The organism is Pseudarthrobacter equi (genome assembly GCF_900105535.1).
Classification (GTDB): domain Bacteria; phylum Actinomycetota; class Actinomycetes; order Actinomycetales; family Micrococcaceae; genus Arthrobacter; species Arthrobacter equi.
In genome coordinates this window covers 863,577-879,706 of sequence record NZ_LT629779.1, presented here as the reverse complement: position 1 = coordinate 879,706, position 16,130 = coordinate 863,577, and the positions used below count along the sequence as shown (strand labels likewise).

Here is a 16,130-nt window from a genome sequence, read left to right as displayed (position 1 = left end):
ACCGGCGGACCGGCCATTTTCACGCCTGCTGCTCGTTCCTCGCTTTGACGCAGGCTTTCGAAAAGTCCGGCTCCGCCGGCCCTTGTGGGCATGTCCCCTTGGCGACGCACACTTCTGGATGCCAGCCCCATAGGGCCGTGCACCGTCACCTAGTGAAGGGCGCAAGCTAGGCGAGAGCCAAGGCGACGGACCTGCAGGAAGGGAGCGGGGCATCCGGCAGCATGCGTCAGAGCGACGAAGGAGCAGCATGCAGAGGATGTCCCGCTCCCTTTCCACCCCGACCACGCACGTTTTTAGTTAGGAATCCCACCATGGCCGTTGGCGTCTTCGACCTTTTCTCTGTCGGTATTGGGCCGTCGAGTTCTCATACTGTGGGGCCGATGCGGGCTGCTGCGGTGTTTGTGGAGGAGTTGCGGGGTGCCGGGGTGTTGTCCCGGGTGGCTTCGTTGCGGGTGGATCTGTATGGGTCGTTGGCTGCGACGGGGCATGGGCATGGGACGATGACGGCGGTCCTGCTGGGTTTGGAAGGGTTCCATCCTGAGCGGATCCTGCCGGCTGAGGTGGAGGAGCGGCTGGCCGCGATCGCTGAGACCGGGACGCTGAACCTGGCCGGGGCCGGTAACGGGGAAGGCGTGAAGCTGCCGTACGGGGTGAAGGACATCGTGTTGCGGCCGTTGACGGTGTTGCCGCGGCACACGAACGGGATGACGTTCACCGTGACGGACGCGGACGGGGCGGCGCTGCACGCGGCGACGTTCTTCTCCGTGGGCGGCGGGTTCATTGTCCGTGAGGGCGAGGAGGACGCCGCGCAGCAGGAACTCGATGAGTCCAAGAAGGAGCTGCCGCTGCCGTTCCGGACCGCCGCGGAACTCCTGAAGCATTGCGTGGACACCGGGTTGGGGATCAGTGATGTGATGCTGGTCAACGAGAAGTCCTCCCGGGGTGAGGAGGAGATCCGGGCGGGGCTGCTGCATATCTGGTCCGTGATGGAGGCGTGCGTGGCGACCTCGCTGAAGCGTGACGGGGTGCTGCCGGGTGGGTTGAAGGTCCGCCGCCGCGCCCCGGACTGGTTCGACCGGTTGAAGAAGGAATGCGCCCGTCCGGGCGTGGACAGCCAGGACCTGGACTTCACGGACTGGGATTTCCATGACCCGAGGTACTGGCAGGAGTGGGTGAACCTGGTGGCCTTGGCCGTGAACGAGGAGAACGCCTCCGGCGGGCGTGTGGTCACGGCCCCCACGAACGGGGCGGCCGGGATCATTCCCGCGGTCCTGTACTACGCGCTGCATTTCGCCCCGGGCATGGACCAGGCCACGCAGGAGGACCGCGACGGCGTGGTGGCCAGGTTCCTGCTCGCCGCCGGTGCCGTGGGGGTGCTCTACAAGGAACAGGCATCCATTTCCGGTGCCGAGGTGGGCTGCCAGGGCGAGGTCGCTTCGGCGTCGTCGATGGCGGCGGCGGGACTGGCTGAGGTCATGGGCGGCACCCCGGCGCAGGTGGAGAACGCCGCGGAAATCGCGATGGAACACAACCTGGGCCTGACGTGTGATCCGATCGGCGGGCTGGTGCAGGTCCCGTGCATCGAGCGGAACGCGATCGCCGCGGCGAAGGCCATCAACGCGGCGAAGATGGCGCTCTGGGGCGACGGCACCCACCGGGTCTCCCTCGACGAAGTCATCATCACCATGCGCGAAACCGGCAAGGACATGTCCTCCAAATACAAGGAAACCGCCATGGGCGGCCTCGCCGTCAACGTCGTCGAATGCTGACCGAAGGTTTCGACAAGCTCAACCACCGGCACCACCCAATCAAAGGAAATCGATCATGACATTGGCACCCGAAGGTCGGAAGTTGCTGCGGATCGAACAGCGCAACGCGGCCACCCCGGTGGAACGCAAACCGGAATGGATCAAGGCCAAAGTCCAAATGGGCCCCGAGTTCGTCCAACTCAAGAACCTGGTCAAAAAAGAAGGCCTCCACACCGTCTGCGAAGAAGCCGGCTGCCCCAACATCTTCGAATGCTGGGAAGACAAAGAAGCCACCTTCCTCATCGGCGGCTCCGAATGCACCCGCCGCTGCGACTTCTGCCAGATCGACACCGGCAAACCCTCCCCCGTGGACAGGTTCGAACCCACCAAAGTGGCCCGCTCCGTCCAATCCATGCAACTCCGCTACGCCACCGTCACCGGCGTGGCCCGCGACGACCTCGAAGACGAAGGCGTCTGGCTCTACGCCGAAACCGTCCGCAAAATCCACGAACTGAACCCCGGCACCGGCGTCGAACTCCTCATCCCCGACTTCTCCGGCAACCCCGACCACATCGCCGCAATCTGCGACTCCAAACCCGAAGTCTTCGCCCACAACGTCGAAACCGTCCCCCGGATCTTCAAGCGCATCCGCCCCGCCTTCCGCTACGAACGCTCCCTCGACGTCATCACCCAAGGCCGCAACCTGGGCATGGTCACCAAATCCAACCTCATCCTCGGCATGGGCGAAACCCGCGAAGAAATCTCCGAAGCACTCCGCGACCTCCACGCCGCCGGCTGCGACCTGATCACCATCACCCAATACCTCCGCCCCTCCGAACGCCACCTCCCCGTGGACCGCTGGGTCAAACCCCAGGAATTCGTCGACCTCCAAAACGAAGCCCAAGAAATCGGCTTCCTCGGCGTCATGTCCGGCCCCCTGGTCCGCTCCTCCTACCGCGCCGGCCGCCTCTGGGCCACCGCCATGCGCAAAAAAGGCCGCGACATCCCCGCCGAACTCGCCCACATCGCCGACGGCATCCAGGACTCCGGCACCACCCGCCAGGAAGCCGCCACCCTCCTGGCCGGATAGATTCCGCCAGCAACGCTTGGGCAATGTCCGGGACCTATATGTACCGGACGGATTCACCACTGGCGGCCGGCCTGATGCTGATTGGGGGGCATCAGGCAAGCCGCCGTCCGGGCTTAAACTGGGGCTTATGCCCGCCCCCAAAGCCTTGCGCCCGTTCATCCACCGCGAGTACCGGGTCCTGATTGCAGCGCTGGCCATCTCGATCTTCGGTTCCGGCATGTGGGCCGTAGCCATGGTCTACCAGGTAATCCACCTGGGCGGCGGTCCGCTGGAGCTCTCGCTGGTGGCCGCCGCCGGAAGCGTGGGACTGGTGGCCTTTGTCCTGGCCGGCGGGATAGCGGCGGACAGGGTCCCGCAGCGGCGCCTGATCATCGCCGTCGAGGGCGCCAACCTGGCAGTCATTGCCGCGATCAGCGGCCTGGCGATGGCCGGCTGGCTGCAACTGTGGCATGTGGCTGCGGGTGCGTTCGTGCTGGGCGTTGGCGCGGCCTTCTTCTTCCCTGCCTACTCCGCCATCCTGCCGCGCATCCTTCCGGCTGAGGACCTGCTGGCCGCCAACGGCATGGAGGGGACCATGCGCCCCGTGCTGCAGCAGGCTGCGGGACCGGCGGTGGCCGGCATCCTGGTGGCAGCCCTCTCCCCGTCGCATGCGGTGACCGGAGTGGCCGCGTGCCACCTGCTGGCCTTCATTGTGCTGAACTTCCTGGGCCAGCACACCCTGGCCACAAGCCCCAAAGAGGCGGGGCACGAGGATGCACACCGGAAATCGTCCTTCGTCCAGGACCTGCGCGAAGGAGTCAGCTACACCATCAGGACACCATGGCTGCTCTGGACGCTGATCTGGGCCTGCATTTCGGTGCTGTTCCTGATCGGCCCCATCGAGGTCCTCCTGCCATTCCTGGTGCGGGACCAGCTGGGCGGGGATTCGAGCATGTTCGGTTTCCTGCTGGCGGTCATGGGGGTGGGCGCAGCCCTGGGCTCCCTGGTGACGGCGTCACTCCGCCTGCCGCGCCGCTACCTCACGGTGATGATGGTGTCCTGGGGCGTGGGCAGCCTGCCGATTGCCGCCGTCGGCCTCATGGACAACTTCTGGCTGATGGCTGCAGCCCTGTTCATCTGGGGCGCCACCGGGAGCGTGGGCATGGTCATCTGGGGCACGCTGCTTCAGCGCCGCGTCCCGTCCCACCTGCTGGGCCGCATCTCCAGCCTGGACTTTTTCGTGTCCCTGGCGCTGATGCCGGTGTCCATGGCGCTGGCCGGGCCTGCAGCTGAGGTGCTGCCCATCTGGCTGATTTTCCTGGTGGCGGGCGTGGTCTGCCCCGTCATGGCCGTCATCGCTTCCGCCGCCGCAAGGATGCCCCGCGACGAACTGGCAAACCCGCTGGACACGGCGCCCGAAGCCGCCGTGGCCTGACTTCGGGGCACATCAGCTGTTGGCGAGGACCACCGGAATGCTCGCCGTCGGGAGTCCGCTGGGGAAGACAGTGGGTTCCGGTTCCGCGACGGGCTCCAGCTCCACCCTGACGGGATCGGAGCCTACGGCCAGCATCTGGCCCCGGACGTTGACGTCGAGCGGGTCCCCTTCCTGGACGGTGAGCGTGATGGCGCCGGAGGAAAGCCTGACCAGCAGCAGCCGGCCGCTGATCCTGAGGTGGAAGGTCAGTCCGTCCCATTCCTCCGGCAGGCGCGGATCGAAATACGGCACCGGGCCCTGGTCGCGCAGGCCCGCAAAGCCGCACACCAGGGAGCTCCACACCCCTCCGGTGGAGGCGATGTGCACACCATCAATGGTGTTGCCGTGGGTGTCGTCCAGGTCGATGAACACCGCGTTGGTGAAGTGCTTCAGGGCCTCCCCGGAGTACCCCACTTCGGCAGCCATGATGCCCTGCACACATGCAGACAGGGTGGAGTCGCCGGTAGTGATGGGATCGTAGAAATCGAAGGCGCGCTGCTTCTCGCCCGCTGTGAAGTCCTGCCATTGCAGGAACATGGCGAGGACGGTGTCCGCCTGCTTGAGCACCTGGTGGCGGTAAATCACCAGCGGGTGGAAATGCAGCAGGAGCGGGTACTTGGACCGCGGCGTGGTCCAGTCCCATGGTTCCAGGGTCATGAAGTCGTTGTCCTGGGAGTGGACCTGCATGCGGCTGTCGAACGGCAGGTGCATCAGGTTGGCTGCCGCTGCCCACAGCTGCCGCTCTTCCTGGGCCACGCCGGGGTGGTCCAGCGCTGCGGCGGCCCGCAGGTTAAACCGGGCCATGACGTTGGTGTAGAGGTTGTCATTGACCACGGCGGTGTACTCGTCCGGGCCGGTGACACCGTGGATGTGGAACAGGCCGTCCTTGCCGAAGAAGCCCAGCGAAATCCACATGCGCGCGGTTTCCATCAGCAGCTCAGCCCCCATGCCCTCCCGGAACGCGGAATCGCCCGTGGCCCACAGGTAGCGGTTGGTGGCGAACGCGATGGCTGCCGCGATGTGGAACTGCGCGGTGCCGGCGGCGTAGTAGGCGCTGGCTTCAAGGCCGTTGATGGTCCGCCACGGGAACAGTGCGCCGTCCACACTGAGTTCCTTGGCCCGGACCTTGGCTTCAGGCAACATGGCATGGCGGAACTCCAGGACCTGCCGTGCACCGTCCGGGTTGGTGTACGTCAGGTACGGCAGGAGGTACACCTCCTGGTCCCAGAAATAGTGGCCCTCGTAGCCGGATCCGGTGACGCCCTTGGCCGGGATACCGGCCACGTTGGCACGGGCCGTGGCCTGGGCCAGCTGGAACAGGTTCCAGCGGATGGCCTGCTGCAGCTCCGGCTCGCCACCGTCCACTACGATGTCGGACGTTGCCCAATAGCCGCGGTAGTGCGCCTCGCTTTCGGCGAAGATGTCCGCGACGGGGCGCAGGCCTGCTTCGGCCAGGGCTGCGGCGTCGACGCCCTCGTCCTGCACGGTCCGGCCCGCGGCGTAGCTGACGCTTTTCTCGAGCCGGAAGGGTTCGCCGGCGCTGACGGCCAGCACGTAGCGGACGCTGCTGTCGTCCTGGTCCACCAGGGTTTCGAAAGGCTGGTGCCCGGCGGATGTCCAGTGGTCCACGGCCAGGCCCACGCGCTGCTTGGATTCGGCGGCTTCCCAGGAGAGCCGCAGTGATCCGTCGCCGCCATCGAGCCGCAGCGGCAGCAGGACCCGTCCGGCGTGGCGGCCGGCGCGGCGGGGATCGTGGGCGGAGTGGTCCTCTACCGGCTGGTCCTGCCGGTTGATCACGGACGAGGTGACGTCGAGCGAAATATCGCGGTCCGCCGCAACCTCGAGGGAAAGGCCCAGGCTGCCCCGGGATTCGTACCCCACCGCACGCCGTTCGGTGGTGGTGACCACGGATCCGGACCGGCACTGCCAGGTGATGCGGCACTCGTAGATGCCGGTGGAGAAGTCAACGCTCCGCCGGTAGTCCAGCACCTCCGATTCGGCAAGGCCCAGGGACTCCCCGTCCACCACGACGGTGAAGTTGTTGGCGTCCGGGATGTAGAGGATGCGCTGGCCGGTCCGCGCGAATCCGAAGGCGTTCTCGGCGTGCTTGATATCCCAGATTTCGTGCAGCCCGTTGATGAAGCTGCCGGGAAGCTCGGCATCCGCCGCTGCCCAGTGGGCGCCACGGATTCCGAGGTGGCCGTTGCCCAGGGAAAAGAGCGTTTCAAGCGTCCCTGCGTTTCCCGGTTCGTGGCGGGTTTCCACCAGTTGCCAGGGAGTATTGGGGAACCGTTCGCGGTCCGCAGAGATGATAGCCATGGTGTTGGGTCCTTTTAGGCATGCTGTGCACCGGCACAAGTCCGGCAGAGGGAATTCGAAGTGAAAGCTTGCCCGGATGGGTGCTGCCCGGGGGTGGCAGCGTGTCCGGGGTGGAACGGGGCTCCCGTCAGGGCAGGAGCTCTCCAAGGTCGTTGACCACCAGGGTTGCCCCGGCCCCGAGGAGGGTTTCGCGCCCGGCACCGCGGTCCACGCCGATGACGGAATGGAACGATCCCGCCTGGCCGGCCTGGACGCCGGAGACAGCATCCTCCACCACTACGCACTCCTCGCTGGGCAGTTCCAGCAGCCGGGCCGCGTAGGCGTACGTCGCCGGGCTGGGCTTGCCGGGGATTCCTTCGCGGGCCGCCACCACACCGTCCACCACGACGGGGAAGTGGTGGCTGAGGCCTGCGGCGGCCAGGACGGCGGGGGCGTTGCGGGAGGATGAGACGACGGCGACCTTCAGTCCGCGGTCCAGCGCGGCTTCGAGGAAACGCACCGAGCCTTCGAACGGCTCGACGCCGGTGCTGACGATGTCGTTGAAGATCCGGTTCTTGCGGTTCCCGAGGCCCTGGACAGTGATGTTGGCGGGATCGTCGTCCAGCGGTCCTTCGGGGAGCTCAATGCTGCGTGAGGCGAGGAAGTCCCGCACGCCGTCGAACCGCGGCTTGCCGTCGATGTGGTCGAAGTAGTCGCTTTCGCGGTAGCCCTGGACCTCGGGGTGCCCGGCAAGGAAGCCTTCGAAGAGTTCCTTCCAGGCCTGCTCGTGCACAGTGGCCGTGGGGGTCAGCACGCCGTCCAGGTCGAACAGGATGGCGGATGCGCCAGTCCAGGCGGTGTTCTCGGGGGCCGTTGCGGTGGAAGGCTCGTTGGCGAGTGCTTCGTGGGCGGAGTTGCTCATCGGCAGGGGGGATCCTCTCAGGCAGCGGGCAGTGAAGACGAATTACGCGGGGTGGGTGTGGCGTCGGCGCCGCTCGAATCTGCACATGCAGCGGGCCGTGCCGGTGGGGGAACCGGCGCCATTCCGGGGCCTTGCTGATCTACATTCGTCTTCCATCTTGAACTTGTTGCCCGCACAGGACAACCCGGCGGCGGCGTACGGCAGCGCCGAGGATGAGTGTAAACGCTTGCATATTTCGCTCGCAACTGTTTTATGCCCGGCCCCGCCCAGCCGGCCCAATATGACGGCCGCTTAGTTTCCGGCGGCCCCGCCACGGAGCACGTAATGCCGAAGGAACGCGCCAACATCCGCCATCTCGGCTTTCGACATGGCGTGCCCCATTCCGGGATACGTCCGTGCGGTCAGCAGCGTGTGTGCTTCAAGCCATTCACCCGTGTAGGCGGTGGCATCCTCGTTGATCACCAGGTCCGCCTTGTCGCGCCCCCAGAAGAACGGCGGCCTGGTCTCAAACTCATCGGTGAGGGCCAGGAGGTCGTTATCCAGCACAAAGCCGGAAAGGCCCACGACCGCGGCGTAGTCGCGCGGGTGGAGGCGCAGGAGGGTGGTGGCCATAGCCATGCCCTGCGAGTACCCCATCAGGCTCACGCTGGTGTGCTGGCCGCGGACGGAGTTGATCCAGCCATGCACGGCGCCGGTGACGGAGATGACGTCGGCAAAGTCGTTGGCGAGAAAGTAGTCCAGGAGGAACCAGCCATAGTGGTCTCCGATGGGCTTCGGCGCCCGGAGGGCCGCGAAGGTGAACTCTGGAGGCAGGTACTCGAACAGCCGGACCATGCGGGATTCATCCGTGCCGTAGCCGTGCATCATCACCAGCAGGGGCGTCCCGGCGCGCTGGCCCTCAGGCTTGGACCACACAACTGTTTCCATCGGACCAGACTAGCGAGGCAATGCGGCGCCCACGCCACGACGTTGATGAACCCATGCGCCCCGGCAATCACAGCAGAACCGCAGAAATTCCCGACAACGACTCGGCATCATTCATTGAATCGGTTATGGGTGCACTGTAGCGTGACGCCTACTATCAGCATGCTGACCAGTGGCTTTACAAACAAAGCAGCGCAGTGACCTAACCGCAATACCGTGCACCGCCCCACAGGAGCCGCAACCCGCGGCCAGCAGAAGGAGCAAGTCATGAGAATCGGCTCGTCAATCTTCCTTATCGCCCTCGGCGCCATCCTCGCCTGGGCGGTGGCCCCGGGACTCATCCCCTTCGTGGACCAGGCCCTGGTGGGCTACATCCTGATGGCCGTAGGCGTCATCGGCCTGATCGCCTCCTTGGTCCTGGCCTCCCCAGGCCGTACGCGGCGGGTCAGCGAGACCCGTTCCGTCGTGGATCCGAACACGGGTGAGCGGATCACCCGGAACGAAAGCCGCGACGGAACCATCTAGCCAAACCGACTGCGGGTCAGCCAGGACCGCGGCAGACCATGAACCCGGGAAGCCGGGCCGGACAACAGCGTCCGGCCCGGCTTTCGCGTCCCCGAGGGCATTCCCCAGGCGAAGAGAACCCAATATTGTTTCGTGTTGGTTTCCGTTGACAAACCAACATAAGCAAAGATAAAGTCAAGTAACTCAACATCATGTGATGCCAGTCACGCCGAAACAGGGCGCCGGACACCACAGCACCAGCAAGCTACGCAACGGAGGGTACGTGTTCGCCGAGGAACGCCAGCAGAAGATTGCCGAGCTTGTTGCCGGCAGCGGCCGGGTCAGCGTGACCCTGCTGGCTGAGCGCTTCCGGATCACCACCGAAACCGTCCGCCGGGACCTCGCCGCCCTCGAGAACGTCGGCACCGTCCGCCGCGTGCACGGCGGGGCGGTTGCGGCAGACCGCTTCAGCACCACCGAGGAAAGCGTCACCGAACGCGCCATCCGCCGGCCGGACCAGAAGAGCCGCATCGCCGAGGCCGCCCTCGCGCTCATCCCCCGCAACTCCCCCGGCAGCGTCCTGATCGACGGCGGAACCACCACCGAAGTCCTCGCCGACATGCTGGCCCGGCGCACCGTCGTCGAACTTTCCGAATCCGGCGCCGCCGGCACCGAACTGGTGGCCATCACCCACGCCGTACCCATTGCCGGCAAGCTCTCCAGCGTCCCCGGCATCGCGCTGCACATCCTGGGCGGCCGGGTCCGCGGCATCACCCAGGTGGCCGTCGGCCAGGCAACGGTGGACGCCGCCGCACGGATCCGCCCGGATATTGCTTTCGTGGGGACCAACGGCATCCACCCCACCTTCGGACTCAGCACTCCAGATCCTGAAGAAGCCGCAGTGAAGGCTGCCTTCGTCCACTCGGCTCGCCGCATCGTTGTGCTGGCCGATTCCTCCAAGCTGGACGCGGAAACGCTGGTCCAGTTCGCCTCCCTGAAAGACCTGGACACCTTGATTACAGACAGCGAACCCAGCCCCGAACTCGCCGCAGCCCTGGAAGAGGCCGATGTTGACGTGGTGATCGCATGATCGTCACGTTCACGGCCAACCCCAGCCTGGACCGCACCGTCGCCCTGCCCGGACCCCTGGAGCGCGGCGAAGTGCAGCGCGCTGTGTCCGTCACCCAGGAATCGGGCGGCAAGGGTGTCAACGTGTCCCGTGCGCTGGTGGCCTCCGGCCTCGAATCCCTGGCAGTCCTGCCCGGCGCGGACAGCGATCCCGTGCTGGCCGGCCTTCGCGCCGGCGCCGTGCCCTTCGTGTCACTGCCCATTGACGAGCCGCTGCGCACCAACGTGGCCCTCACCGAACCCGGCGGGGTGACCACCAAGATCAACGAGCCCGGCCCGGTCCTGGATGACAACCAGCAGGAGGCGCTGCTGAAGCTGCTGCTGGAAAGCTCCCGGGGTGCCGGCTGGGTGGTCCTGGCAGGTTCGCTGCCGCCGGGGTTCCCACCAGATTTTTACGCGACGGCGGCCCGCCGCCTGCGTTCAGCTGCCGACGGCGAGTCCTCAGGGCACACGCCACTGATCGCCGTCGACTCGTCCGGCCAGCCACTCGCCGCCGCCCTTACAGGCGGCGCGGAGGGCATGCCGGATCTTTTGAAGCCCAACGCCGAGGAACTGGCGGAACTGGCTGCTGCAGCCGGATTCGCCACGGCCGCCGCTGACGAACTGGAAGCGGACCCGGCGGCAGCCGCCGAGGCCGCGTCCGCCGTCGTGCGTTCCGGTGTGGGTGCTGTGCTGGCAACTCTCGGTTCCAAGGGAGCTGTCCTCGTAACGGCCGACGGCGCGTGGCTGGCCACGCATCCGCCGGTCGCCGCAGTGAGCACGGTGGGTGCGGGAGATTCCGCACTGGCCGGCTACCTGCTCGCCCACAGCCAGGGCGCCGCCCCGGCTGACTGCCTGCGTCAGGCGGTGGCCCATGGGGCCGCCGCCGCCTCCCTGCCCGGTTCAACGGTTCCGGCAGTGCACCAAACCACCCCGGAAGCCGTAACCATCACGGCCCTTCGAAAGGATTGACAGTGACTCAGCTCATCACCACGGAACTGGTCGAGCTCGACCGGAACCTGGGCAACGACCCCGAGGCGGTGATCCGGCACCTGGCAAGCAAGGTTGCTGCCACCGGACGCGCAACAGAGGTTGAAGGCCTCTTTGCCGACGCCTACGCCCGCGAACAGAAGACCGCCACCGGCATCCCCGGCGGCATCGCCATCCCGCACTGCCGCTCCGCTGCGGTGGTCGAGCCCACCCTGGCCATGGCCCGCCTGTCCCCCAAGGTGGACTTCGGCGCCAAGGACGGCCCCGCGGACCTCGTGTTCTTCATTGCCGCTCCGGACGGTGCCGACCAGGCCCACCTGAAGCTGCTCTCCAAGCTGGCCCGGTCCCTGATCAAAAAGGACTTCACGGCTGCACTCCGCAACGCCTCCTCCGAGGCAGAGATCGTGGAACTGGTGGACGGCGCCCTCGCCGACAAGCCGGCCGCACACGCTGCTGCACCGGCTGAAACGGTCGCCGCGGGCGCTGCTGCTAGCTCGGTTCCTGCTGGCTCAGCCACCGCTTCCGCAGACTCAACCGCCCGCACCCGCCGCCTCGTGGCCGTCACCGCCTGCCCCACCGGCATCGCCCACACCTACATGGCCGCCGACTCGCTGGTGGCCGCCGCCCAGGAAATGGGCGTTGACCTGCAGGTTGAGACCCAGGGTTCCTCCGGGGCCAAGCCGCTGGACCCGGCCGTCATCGCAGCTGCCGACGCCGTGATCTTCGCGGTGGACGTGGACGTCCGCGGCAAGGAGCGTTTCGCGGGCAAGCCCGTCATCAACGCACCCGTCAAGCGCGGCATCGACGAGCCCGCCAAGATGGTCCAGGAAGCCCTCGCGGCGGCTGACAACCCGAACGCACGCCGGGTTCCGCACTTCGGGGCCGAGGAACAGGCCGAGAACGAAGCCACCGAAAAGGGCGAGCACATCGGCCAGAAGCTGAAGAAAGCACTGCTGACGGGCGTCAGCTACATGATCCCGTTCGTTGCAGGTGGTGGTCTTCTGATAGCCCTCGGCTTCCTGCTTGCGGGCTTCGACATCGCCCTCGGCACCAAGGCCAATGACATTCTGGCCAACAACACATTGTTCAACCTGCCCGACGGCAACCTCGCCCTCTATCTGGGAACGGTCTTCTTCAAGATCGGCGCCCTGTCCATGGGCTTCCTTGTTCCCGCACTGGCCGGCTACATCGCCTACGCCATCGCTGACCGCCCGGGCATCGCACCCGGCTTCGTCGCAGGGGCTGTCGCTGGGTTCATGGGCGCCGGGTTCTTGGGCGGCATCGTCGGCGGCCTCCTGGCTGGCTACATCGCACACCTGATCGGTACATGGCAGGTGGCCCGCTGGCTGCGCGGCCTGATGCCCGTGGTCATCATCCCGCTGCTCGCGTCGATTGTGGCCTCCGGCTTGATGTTCCTATTCCTCGGCGGCCCGATCGCCGGCATCACCCTCGCACTCAACAGCTGGCTGTCCGGCATGACCGGTGCTTCCGCCATCGTCCTGGGCATCATCCTGGGCCTCATGATGTGCTTCGACCTGGGCGGCCCGGTGAACAAGGTGGCCTACGCCTTCGCCGTGGCAGGCCTTGGTGCCGGCAGCGCCACCAACCAGGCACCGTGGCAGATCATGGCCACCGTGATGGCAGCGGGCATGGTTCCGCCGCTGGCGATGGCCCTCGCCACCGTCCTGGACAAGAAGCTCTTCAGCCTGGCCGAGCGTGAAAACGGCAAGGCAGCCTGGCTGCTGGGCGCATCCTTCATCTCCGAAGGCGCCATCCCGTTCGCCGCGGCCGACCCGCTGCGCGTCATCCCCGCCAGCATGCTGGGTGGCGCGCTCACCGGTGCCCTCACCATGGCCTTCAACGTCACGTCGCAGGCACCCCACGGCGGTATCTTCGTGTTCTTCGCCATCGGCAACGTGCTGATGTTCATCGTTTCGATCATCGCCGGCACTGTGGTCAGTGCACTGGCCGTGGTGGCACTGAAGCGCTGGGCAGTCAAGAAGACCGTTGATACGGTTGAACCGGTTCCCGTAACCGTCTGATCCGGTTTAGCCACATACCTTCCCGGCACTGAACCATCAGCACGCCGAAATACTAAAGGAGCAAAAATGCCAGAACGCACAGCAACCGTTGCCAGCCGCGTGGGCCTGCACGCCCGCCCGGCCGCCATCTTTGCCGAGGCAGCCGGCGAGTTCGACCTGGACATCACCATCGCCCGTGAGGGCGAGCCGGTCGATGAGGCCATGGATGCCGCAAGCATCCTGTCCCTCATGAGCCTGGGTGCCTCACACGGCGACGTCGTGGTGCTCCGCGCCGAGGGTGCAGGCGCCGACGACGCCCTGGAACGCCTGGTGCAGATCCTGGAAACGGACCACGACGCCGAGTAGCAGGCAGGCTGCCCGGCAGCCGGATTAAGCCAAGCGGCCGCCGTCGCGCCTTTCCCTCGAGGGAACGGCACGACGGCGGCCGCTGGCTTTAAGCGTCAGGGTCACGTCCGTTCGGCGATGGCTTTCACGTCGGCCACGAGCTTGTCCCACATGCCCTTCGAGTGGCTTGCCGCCTCTTCGCTCGGGTTGTTGTCCTGGGCGAGCGTGAGGTGGGTGCCGCCGTCGCGGTCCTGCAGCGTCCAGGTCAGCGTGTGGTAGTTTTCCGGGACGTCTTCCTCGCCGCTGAGGGCGCTGAAGTGGGTGTGCACCAGTTTCCGGCCGGGATCCACCTCCAGCACCTTGCCCTTGTCCTGGTAGGGCTTGCCTTCCCATTCGCCGCTCCAGGTGATGGGGCTTCCCTCGGCCCAGTCCGTTTCCAGTTCTGCCCCGAACATGAATTCCTTGGCGGCAGCGGGGTCCGTGATGACATTCCAGACGCGGTCCGGCGGGGCGTCGATGGTGGTGCTGGATGTTGCCGTGAAGTCTCCGGGCATGTCAGGCCTTCCTTGCGGTGAACAGCAGGTATTCCCACTCCATCTGGAACGGTGTGTCTCCGTGGGCATCGCCGAAGGAGTCGGCGAGGTCCGTCAGTGCCTGGTCCAGTTCCTTGACCTTGTCCGCGTCGGCGCCGATGTACTTGTAGACGGCGATGGTGGGGCCGTAGTGGGATTTGAAGTAGCGGACGAAGTCGCCGGGCTGGTGGAAGCTCCGCACGGCCAGGGCCTGCTTGCGGACTGCCACGTCGGTGACCCTGTCCCCCAGCAGTTCGCGGACGTGCTCCTCGCTCCCCCACAGCGGCGCCGGCTGGGCCCCCGGCGATGGCGGGGGCGCGAAGGGCTTCATGGTGGCGAACATCCGGCCAATGAAGCCCTCCGGGGTCCAGCTGAGCAGCCCGATGTTCCCACCGGGCTTGCACACTCGGAGGATCTCATCCGCCGCGGCCTGGTGCCGCGGCGCGAACATGGCACCCAGGCAGGACATCACGACGTCGAACGAGTCGTCGTCGAACGGCAGCGCCTCAGCATCGGCTTCTTTCCATTCCAGGCTGACGCCCCGGTTGCCGGCTTCGCGGCGTCCGGCCTCGAAGAGCTCCGGAGTGAGGTCCGAGGCCACCACCTTGGCGCCCATCATGGCCGCGGGGATAGCCGCGTTCCCTGAACCTGAGGCTACGTCCAGCACCCGGTGGCGGGAGCGGACGCCGCACGCTTCCACCAGGATGGCGCCCAGCTCCAGGAGCATTTCATCCGCCAGCGCCGGGTAGTCCCCGGACGCCCACATGGCCCGGTGCTTCTGTTTCAGCGCCCGGTCCGCCTCGGCCGCATCGGTCTGCTCATTCATGGTCCGCGCTCCTCATCGAGCCGTTGGGTTTCAGCGCGCTGCGGGCACAGCGGGCGCCGCGATGCGACTCATTCTGGCCGCGCGGGCACCGGCTGTAAAGGTGGTCCGGCTATTTGCAGGGTCAGCGGCGATGTCCCCGCCCCGGCCTAGGCTGGCTTGCGCGCCCTGGTGGTGGTGGCCTTCGCGGCAGGTTTCTCGGTGCTCTTTGACGCGGCCGCCTTGGTCCCGGTGGATTTGCCAGCGGCGGTTTTTGCGGCAGTGCCCGTGGATTTTGCTGCGGTGCTCCTGGTTGAAGTGCCCTTGGCTGCAGTGCTCTTTGAAGCCGTCGATTTGGCAGCCGTGGACCGTGTTCCGGTCTTGGTGTCCGCGGCCTTGGACGCTGATGTTTTCGAAGCAGCGGCAGTCCCCGTTCCCGACGACCGTGAGCCCGATGACCTCCGCGCGGGCTTGGCGGGCTTATCCCCCTGCTCCGCACCGCCGTCGTCGGACTCTTCCTCCTCTGAATCCGCTCCGCCCGTGGCCGCTGCCGCACCACCGCGTTTCCTGTCGAGGCTGCGTTTCAGGGCCTCCATCAGGTCGATGACCTCGCCCTTGCCGCCGTCGCCCGCTTCCACGCCGAACGTTTCATCAGTGTCCAGGGACTCGCCCTGCTCCAGCTTGGCGTCGATGAGCTTCCGCAGCTGCACCTGGTAGTCGTCGGTAAAGGACTCCGGTTCAAAGTCAGCGGCCATCGATTCGACCAGCGCTGCGGACATGTCGCGTTCCTGCGCGGAGATTTTGATGGCGGTGTCCAGCGCGGGGAAGTTGGCCTCACGCACCTCGTCCGGCCACAACAGGGACTGCAGCACCAGGACATCGTCCTTGATCCTCAGCGCCCCCAGCCTGGTCTTCTCGCGCAGGGCGTACTGGACGATGGCCACCCGGTCGGTGTCCTCGAGGGCCCGGCGCAGCAGCACGTAGGCTTTGGGCGACTTGGAGTCCGGTTCCAGGTAATAGCTCTTCTCGAACATCATGGGTTCGAGCTGCTCGGACGGGACGAACTGCACCACTTCGATTTCGTGGCTGTTTTCCGCCGGGATGGCCTTCAGCTCATCCTTGGACAGCACCACCGTGCGGCCGTCCTCTTCAAAGGCCTTCTCGATGTCCGAGTAGTCGATCACCTGCCCGCAGACCTCGCAACGGCGCTGGTAGCGGATCCTTCCGCCGTCGGCGTTGTGGACCTGGTGCAGACTGATGTCATGATCCTCTGTGGCGCTGTAGACCTTGACGGGCACGTTGACCAGCCCAAATGCGATGGCACCCTTCCAGATGGCTCTCATCCCTACAGTCA

14 protein-coding genes are annotated in these 16,130 nt (G+C 66.2%); 8 read left to right on the top strand and 6 right to left on the bottom strand.

The features are described from left to right. The first annotated feature begins 311 nt into the window (after positions 1-311). The 3 genes from BLT71_RS03940 to BLT71_RS03930 all read left to right on the top strand — a co-directional run bounded on the left by BLT71_RS03940 (position 312) and on the right by BLT71_RS03930 (position 4,252). A complete protein-coding gene (locus BLT71_RS03940) occupies positions 312-1,769 on the top strand; it encodes an L-serine ammonia-lyase (protein WP_091717770.1) in 1,458 nt (485 codons plus the stop codon). Between the two features lie 55 nt (positions 1,770-1,824). Next, positions 1,825-2,838, top strand: a complete 1,014-nt coding sequence (gene lipA / locus BLT71_RS03935; RefSeq protein WP_091717768.1) for a lipoyl synthase — start codon at positions 1,825-1,827, stop codon at positions 2,836-2,838. Positions 2,839-2,965: 127 nt separating this feature from the next. Further along, the gene (locus BLT71_RS03930; RefSeq protein WP_091717766.1) at positions 2,966-4,252 is read left to right on the top strand and encodes an MFS transporter; all 1,287 of its coding nucleotides are present in this window, start codon (positions 2,966-2,968) and stop codon (positions 4,250-4,252) included. A 12-nt stretch (positions 4,253-4,264) separates the two neighbouring features. Here BLT71_RS03930 and BLT71_RS03925 read toward each other — a convergent pair whose 3' ends face one another. From BLT71_RS03925 to BLT71_RS03915, 3 genes are all read right to left on the bottom strand, one after another. Continuing rightward, positions 4,265-6,610 (bottom strand): glycoside hydrolase family 65 protein, encoded by a 2,346-nt coding sequence (locus tag BLT71_RS03925; protein ID WP_091717764.1) that lies wholly within the window; start codon positions 6,608-6,610, stop codon positions 4,265-4,267. A 127-nt stretch (positions 6,611-6,737) separates the two neighbouring features. After that, positions 6,738-7,511: an HAD family hydrolase gene (locus BLT71_RS03920; RefSeq protein ID WP_091717762.1), complete on the bottom strand. Its 774-nt coding sequence runs from the start codon at positions 7,509-7,511 to the stop codon at positions 6,738-6,740. 291 nt (positions 7,512-7,802) lie between these two features. Further along, on the bottom strand, positions 7,803-8,438 hold the full coding sequence (locus tag BLT71_RS03915) for an alpha/beta hydrolase (protein WP_091717760.1): 636 nt from the start codon (positions 8,436-8,438) through the stop codon (positions 7,803-7,805). A 264-nt stretch (positions 8,439-8,702) separates the two neighbouring features. Here BLT71_RS03915 and BLT71_RS03910 point away from each other — a divergent pair, with 264 nt between their 5' ends. From BLT71_RS03910 to BLT71_RS03890, 5 genes are all read left to right on the top strand, one after another. Next, positions 8,703-8,960: a DUF6458 family protein gene (locus tag BLT71_RS03910; protein WP_045732066.1), complete on the top strand. Its 258-nt coding sequence runs from the start codon at positions 8,703-8,705 to the stop codon at positions 8,958-8,960. A 262-nt stretch (positions 8,961-9,222) separates the two neighbouring features. Beyond that, entirely contained in the window at positions 9,223-10,029 is an 807-nt protein-coding gene (locus BLT71_RS03905) for a DeoR/GlpR family DNA-binding transcription regulator (RefSeq protein WP_091717758.1), read from the top strand. Beyond that, on the top strand, positions 10,026-11,018 hold the full coding sequence (locus BLT71_RS03900) for a 1-phosphofructokinase family hexose kinase (protein ID WP_091717756.1): 993 nt from the start codon (positions 10,026-10,028) through the stop codon (positions 11,016-11,018). The genes BLT71_RS03905 and BLT71_RS03900 overlap by 4 nt, the downstream gene beginning before the upstream one ends. A 2-nt stretch (positions 11,019-11,020) precedes the next feature. After that, positions 11,021-13,078 (top strand): PTS fructose transporter subunit IIABC, encoded by a 2,058-nt coding sequence (locus tag BLT71_RS03895; protein ID WP_091717754.1) that lies wholly within the window; start codon positions 11,021-11,023, stop codon positions 13,076-13,078. A gap of 66 nt (positions 13,079-13,144) precedes the next feature. Further along, positions 13,145-13,423, top strand: a complete 279-nt coding sequence (locus tag BLT71_RS03890) for an HPr family phosphocarrier protein (protein WP_091717752.1) — start codon at positions 13,145-13,147, stop codon at positions 13,421-13,423. Positions 13,424-13,524: 101 nt separating this feature from the next. On the opposite strand, the gene BLT71_RS03885 is transcribed toward BLT71_RS03890, so the two are convergent. The 3 genes from BLT71_RS03885 to ku form a co-directional block, all read right to left on the bottom strand. Next, a complete protein-coding gene (locus BLT71_RS03885) occupies positions 13,525-13,956 on the bottom strand; it encodes an SRPBCC family protein (RefSeq protein WP_091717750.1) in 432 nt (143 codons plus the stop codon). A 1-nt stretch (position 13,957) separates the two neighbouring features. Next, entirely contained in the window at positions 13,958-14,800 is an 843-nt protein-coding gene (locus BLT71_RS03880) for a class I SAM-dependent methyltransferase (RefSeq protein ID WP_091717748.1), read from the bottom strand. Positions 14,801-14,946: 146 nt separating this feature from the next. After that, the gene (ku, locus tag BLT71_RS03875) at positions 14,947-16,119 is read right to left on the bottom strand and encodes a non-homologous end joining protein Ku (RefSeq protein ID WP_091717747.1); all 1,173 of its coding nucleotides are present in this window, start codon (positions 16,117-16,119) and stop codon (positions 14,947-14,949) included. Positions 16,120-16,130 lie beyond the last annotated feature (11 nt).

What these genes read in the sequence shown, in the direction of transcription:
- lipA (WP_091717768.1), top strand. Translation starts at nt 1,825, where the DNA reads ATGACATTGGCACCCGAAGGTCGGAAGTTGCTGCGGATCGAACAGCGC.
- ku (WP_091717747.1), bottom strand. Translation starts at nt 16,119, where the DNA reads ATGAGAGCCATCTGGAAGGGTGCCATCGCATTTGGGCTGGTCAACGTG.
- BLT71_RS03925 (WP_091717764.1), bottom strand. Translation starts at nt 6,610, where the DNA reads ATGGCTATCATCTCTGCGGACCGCGAACGGTTCCCCAATACTCCCTGG.
- BLT71_RS03915 (WP_091717760.1), bottom strand. Translation starts at nt 8,438, where the DNA reads ATGGAAACAGTTGTGTGGTCCAAGCCTGAGGGCCAGCGCGCCGGGACG.
- BLT71_RS03920 (WP_091717762.1), bottom strand. Translation starts at nt 7,511, where the DNA reads ATGAGCAACTCCGCCCACGAAGCACTCGCCAACGAGCCTTCCACCGCA.
- BLT71_RS03885 (WP_091717750.1), bottom strand. Translation starts at nt 13,956, where the DNA reads ATGCCCGGAGACTTCACGGCAACATCCAGCACCACCATCGACGCCCCG.
- BLT71_RS03930 (WP_091717766.1), top strand. Translation starts at nt 2,966, where the DNA reads ATGCCCGCCCCCAAAGCCTTGCGCCCGTTCATCCACCGCGAGTACCGG.
- BLT71_RS03940 (WP_091717770.1), top strand. Translation starts at nt 312, where the DNA reads ATGGCCGTTGGCGTCTTCGACCTTTTCTCTGTCGGTATTGGGCCGTCG.
- BLT71_RS03890 (WP_091717752.1), top strand. Translation starts at nt 13,145, where the DNA reads ATGCCAGAACGCACAGCAACCGTTGCCAGCCGCGTGGGCCTGCACGCC.
- BLT71_RS03900 (WP_091717756.1), top strand. Translation starts at nt 10,026, where the DNA reads ATGATCGTCACGTTCACGGCCAACCCCAGCCTGGACCGCACCGTCGCC.
- BLT71_RS03880 (WP_091717748.1), bottom strand. Translation starts at nt 14,800, where the DNA reads ATGAATGAGCAGACCGATGCGGCCGAGGCGGACCGGGCGCTGAAACAG.
- BLT71_RS03910 (WP_045732066.1), top strand. Translation starts at nt 8,703, where the DNA reads ATGAGAATCGGCTCGTCAATCTTCCTTATCGCCCTCGGCGCCATCCTC.